Here is a 4,520-nt window from a genome sequence, read left to right on the forward strand (position 1 = left end):
CCTCATGGCGAACCTATCGAGCCGCGATGACCGCGATCGAGACCATGGACGACTACCTGGCCGACCACATCGCCACGTTGCGTCGCGCACCGGGCGAGGACATCCTGTCCACCCTGGTCCGCTCGGGTGATCTGAGTCTGCGGGAACTGCAGGCGGGCGCGAGTCTGCTGATGGGCGCCGGTTTCGAGACGACGGTGAACCTGATCGGCAACGCGGTCGCCGCGCTGTCGGCCCATCCCGATCAGCTCGCCCTCGCCCAAGAGGATCCCGAACGCTGGCCCGACGTGGTGGAGGAAACGCTGCGGTTCGATCCTCCCGTCCAGACCACCGCGCGCCAGACGCTCGAGGATGTCGAGATCGATGGTGTGCGAGTGCGGGCGAACAGTACGGTGATCCTGTCGCTGGCCGGGGCCAACCGCGACCCGGCGGTCTTCCCCGACCCGCACCGCTTCGACATCGACCGCCGTAATGCCAAGGAGCACTTGGCGTTCAGCAGCGGTGTGCACTCCTGCCTGGGTGCGAGCCTGGCCAGGATGGAAGCGGTCCACGCCCTGCGCGCGCTCTACACCCGCTACCCGAATCTACGATTGCGCGGCGAGCCGGTCCGTCGAAACCTGTTCACGCTGCACGGTTTCGAGCACATGCCGGTCGACCTGGGTCCGGTCGCGCGCATCTCGGCCCCCGATGACCTGGCGGGGGCGTCCCGTCCGGCTTGAGTCCGGTGCTCACCGGCCGTCGGCCGGACTTTCGCGCCTGCCCGCACCGGGCCGAGCCCGGGCGCGCGGCTATGAGCTCGTACGCCAGCGGTAGCGGGTCTTCGGCCGGCCGGCCCTGCCGTAGTCGGCGCGACGCTCGGCCAATCCGTCGTCGGCGAGCTTCTCGAGATACCGCCATGCCGTGATCCGCGAAACACCAACGGCCGCCGCGGCATCGGTGGCCGTGATGCCGGATTCGGCCGCGCGCACCGCGCGCGACACCTCTTCGAGGGTGTGCTGGACAACGCCTTTCGGCGCACCGGCCTTCTGGTCGGCGGTGCGCAGCGCACCGAGCGCGCGGTCGATGTCGTACTGCGACAGGGCCGCCTCACCCGCGGGCAGCGCGGTGTCGAAACCGCGGTAGCGTTCCAGCTTTTCCCGGAACGCGGCGAAGGTGAACGGCTTGAGCAGGTACAGCACCACGCCGTGCGCCACCGCGCTGCGCACCATGTTCAGCTCGCGCGCCGAGGTGATCGCGATGACATCGGGGCGCGGCTGGAGTCCGTTGAGCGCGGCGGCCACATCGAGGCCGCTGATGTCGGGTAGGCCGATGTCCATCAGCACCAGATGGAACGGATTGCCGTCGGCGATCGCCTCGGCCGCCACCCGCAGCGCGTCGCGTCCGGTGTGGACGACCCCACCGGTGACGAAACCGTCGAGCCGTTCGAGATAGGCCCGATGTGCCTGGGCGATCAACGGCTCGTCCTCGACGATCAGGACGCGGATCATGGTGTCTCCCTCAGCGGAATGCGAACGATGACCGCGCTGTGTGGTGCGGCCGTGGTGGTGATGGTGCCGCGATGTCGATCGACGAGGCGGTGCACCAGCGCGAGGCCGAGGCCCGCGTGGTCGGATTTCGTGGTGTAGCCGCGTTCGGCCGCCCGCGAGAACATCTGGGCCGACATGCCGGGTCCGCTGTCGGACACCTGGACCCACAGCGCGCCGTCACGATGGCACACCGACACCTCGACGCGCTTGTCGACGGTGCCCGCCGCCGCGTCGATCGCGTTGTCGATCAGGTTGCCCGCCAGGGTGACGGTCTCGTGCGCGGACAGTGGATCGGTGGAGTCCAGCGCGGTGTCCTCGCTGATCGCCAGGCTCACGCCACGTTCGGCGGCCTGGTCGACCTTGCCGAGCAGCAGCGCGGCCAGCGCCGCGTCGCCGACGGCGGCCAGCAGCCGGTCGATCAGCACCTGCGAGAGCTGGAGTTCCGCGGTCGCGAAGGCCACCGCTTCCTCGGGGCGGCCCAGCTCGACCATCGTCACCACGGTGTGCAGCCGGTTGGCCGCCTCGTGCGCCTGTGCGCGCAGCGATTCGGCGAAGCCGCGCACCGAGTCGAGTTCGCCGAGCACCGTGCGCAGCTCGGTCTGATCGCGGATGGTGAGCACGGTGCCGATTTCGCGGCCCTCCCAGCTCACCAGGTCCTGGTTCACCAGCAGGATGCGGTCGGTGGTCACGTGCGTCTCGTCGCGCACCACGCCCCCGCTCATCTGCTGCAGCGAGACCGGCAGGTCGCTGCGCAGGACCGGACCGTCGGGCAGGTCGAGCAGGGTGCGCGCCTGATCGTTGACCACCTCCGCGGCCTCGGATTGGTCACCGAACACCACCAGTCCCTCGTGGACGGAGTGCAGTACCGCGTCGTGGTGCTCGTAGAGCGCGCGTAGTTCGTCGGGGGCCAGACCGTGGGTCTGGCGGCGCAGCCTACGGCTGATCAGGAACGACGACAGCGCGGCCAGCGCGAGACCCATCGCGGCGACGCCGAGGATCAGTGGCAGCTGGGAGGCGACCTGGGTGCTGATCTTGGCTCGGGTGACACCGGCCGAGACCAGCGCGACCACCCGGCCGTTGTCGTAGACCGGGGTGACCGCGCGGATCGAGGGGCCGAGGGTGCCGGTGAAGGTCTCGGTGAGGGTCTGGCCCGCCAGGGCGCCGTCGATGCTGCCGACGAACGGCTTGCCGATCAGGTCGGGGTTGGTGTGGGTGTAGCGGGTGCGGTCGGGGGCCATCACGACGATGAAGTCCATGCCGGTGGCCGCCCTGATCCGCTCGGTGGTCGGTTGCAGCAGTCCGCTCGGGTAGGGCGAGTTCACCGCGGCCAAGGTCGACGGCGACCGCGCCACCGTGACCGAGACATCTCTGACCTGCATCTCCGCGGCCAGGTCATGGTCGCGCCGGGCATCGAGCACGGCCAGGATCGTGCCGATGGCGATCAGCAGCGCCAGCACCACCAGCTGCCATACGAAGGCCTGTCCCGCGAGCGACAGTCGTCCTCGTCGCACCTCTTGCCTCCGACCTGGATTTCTCGAACGTTATGCGCAGATATGAAACTTATGGACCAAAGTGACGGCCGTCACAATAGTTGCTCATGCTCGTCGGCATGAGTGATACCACCGCAGCGCGGAAACGCGACCATACCCACTGGCTGTACATCGCGGTGATCATCGCCGTCGTGGCCGGCGTCGTTGTCGGCCGGGTGGCCCCGGAATTCGGTCAGTCACTCGCGCCGCTGGGCACCGTGTTCGTGAACCTGATCAAGATGATGATCGCACCTGTCATCTTCTGCACGATCGTCCTGGGCATCGGTTCGGTGCGCGCGGCTGCCACCGTCGGCAAGGTGGGTGGGCTGGCCATCGGCTATTTCCTCGCGATGTCGACGGTCGCGCTCGGCATCGGGCTCGTGGTCGGCAACCTCATCGACCCGGGCGAGGGCCTGAACGTCGGCGCCACCGGAGCGGGCGCGAAATACGCCGATCAGGCGCACAGCGCGGGCGGTACCTGGGACTTCATCCAGAACATCGTGCCGACCACGCTCGTGTCCTCGCTCACCGCGGGCAGCGTGCTGCAGGCGCTGTTCGTCGCGCTGCTGGTCGGGTTCGCCGTGCAGGCGATGGGCGCGGCGGGCGCGCCGATCCTGCGCGCGGTTTCGCTGGGCCAGAAGCTGGTGTTCCGGATCCTGTCGATGATCCTGTGGCTGGCGCCGATCGGCGCGTTCGGCGCGATCGCGAACGTGGTCGGCCGCACCGGCTGGTCGGCGGTGGTGCAGCTGGCGACGCTGATGATCGCGTTCTATCTGACGTGCCTGGTGTTCGTGTTCGGTGTGCTCGGCGTGATCCTGCGGATGGTCTCGGGCGTCTCGATCCTGAAGCTGTGCCGCTACCTGTCGCGTGAGTACCTGCTGATCGTGGCGACCTCGTCGTCGGAGTCGGCGCTGCCGCGCCTGATCGCGAAGATGGAACACGCGGGGGTGGAGCGCACCACCGTGGGTGTTGTCGTTCCGACCGGGTATTCGTTCAACCTCGACGGCACAGCCATCTACCTGACGATGGCCTCGATCTTCATCGCCGATGCCATGGGCAAGCCGCTCGAGCTCGGTGAGCAGTTCGGCCTGCTGCTGTTCATGATCATCGCGTCCAAGGGCGCCGCGGGCGTCACCGGCGCCGGCCTGGCCACCCTCGCCGGTGGCCTGCAGAGCCATCGCCCCGACCTGCTCGACGGCGTCGGCCTGATCGTCGGCATCGACCGTTTCATGTCGGAAGCCCGTGCGCTGACCAACTTCTCGGGCAACGCGGTGGCCACCCTGCTCATCGGCACCTGGACCAAGACCGTCGACGCCGACCGGACCCGGCGCGTGCTCGATCGTGAGCTGCCCTTCGACGAGGAGACGATGGTCGACGACCACGTCGACGACCATCGCATCGACATCACGAAACCTGTTCCGGCCCAGGTGGTCGACGCGCAGTGAGGCAGCAGATCGCCCACCTCGCC

The 4,520-nt window shown here is 68.5% G+C and carries 4 protein-coding genes; 2 read left to right on the forward strand and 2 right to left on the reverse strand.

The genetic code is table 11. The features are described from left to right. On the forward strand, nt 1-716 hold a 716-nt coding region (locus ACFWF3_RS25470; protein WP_379315775.1), incomplete at its 5' end, for a cytochrome P450. Between the two features lie 69 nt (nt 717-785). Here the strand turns inward: ACFWF3_RS25470 and ACFWF3_RS25475 are convergent. Both ACFWF3_RS25475 and ACFWF3_RS25480 read right to left on the reverse strand, forming a co-directional pair. Next, on the reverse strand, nt 786-1,484 hold the full coding sequence (locus ACFWF3_RS25475; protein ID WP_378993508.1) for a response regulator: 699 nt from the start codon (nt 1,482-1,484) through the stop codon (nt 786-788). Beyond that, nucleotides 1,481-3,034 (reverse strand): ATP-binding protein, encoded by a 1,554-nt coding sequence (locus ACFWF3_RS25480; protein ID WP_379315777.1) that lies wholly within the window; start codon nt 3,032-3,034, stop codon nt 1,481-1,483. Before ACFWF3_RS25480 ends, ACFWF3_RS25475 begins: the two co-directional genes overlap by 4 nt. Before the next feature lie 98 nt (nt 3,035-3,132). Between ACFWF3_RS25480 and ACFWF3_RS25485 the strand changes: the two genes are divergently transcribed. Then, nucleotides 3,133-4,497, forward strand: coding sequence for a cation:dicarboxylate symporter family transporter (locus ACFWF3_RS25485; protein WP_379315779.1), 1,365 nt, complete (start codon nt 3,133-3,135; stop codon nt 4,495-4,497). Nucleotides 4,498-4,520: the final 23 nt, after the last annotated feature.

This window comes from Nocardia sp. NPDC060220 (assembly GCF_042727815.1).
GTDB lineage: Bacteria > Actinomycetota > Actinomycetes > Mycobacteriales > Mycobacteriaceae > Nocardia.

Excerpts from the sequence above, each read along its gene's own strand:
- ACFWF3_RS25475 (WP_378993508.1), bottom strand. The coding sequence starts at position 1,484 with ATGATCCGCGTCCTGATCGTCGAGGACGAGCCGTTGATCGCCCAGGCA.
- ACFWF3_RS25485 (WP_379315779.1), top strand. The coding sequence starts at position 3,133 with ATGAGTGATACCACCGCAGCGCGGAAACGCGACCATACCCACTGGCTG.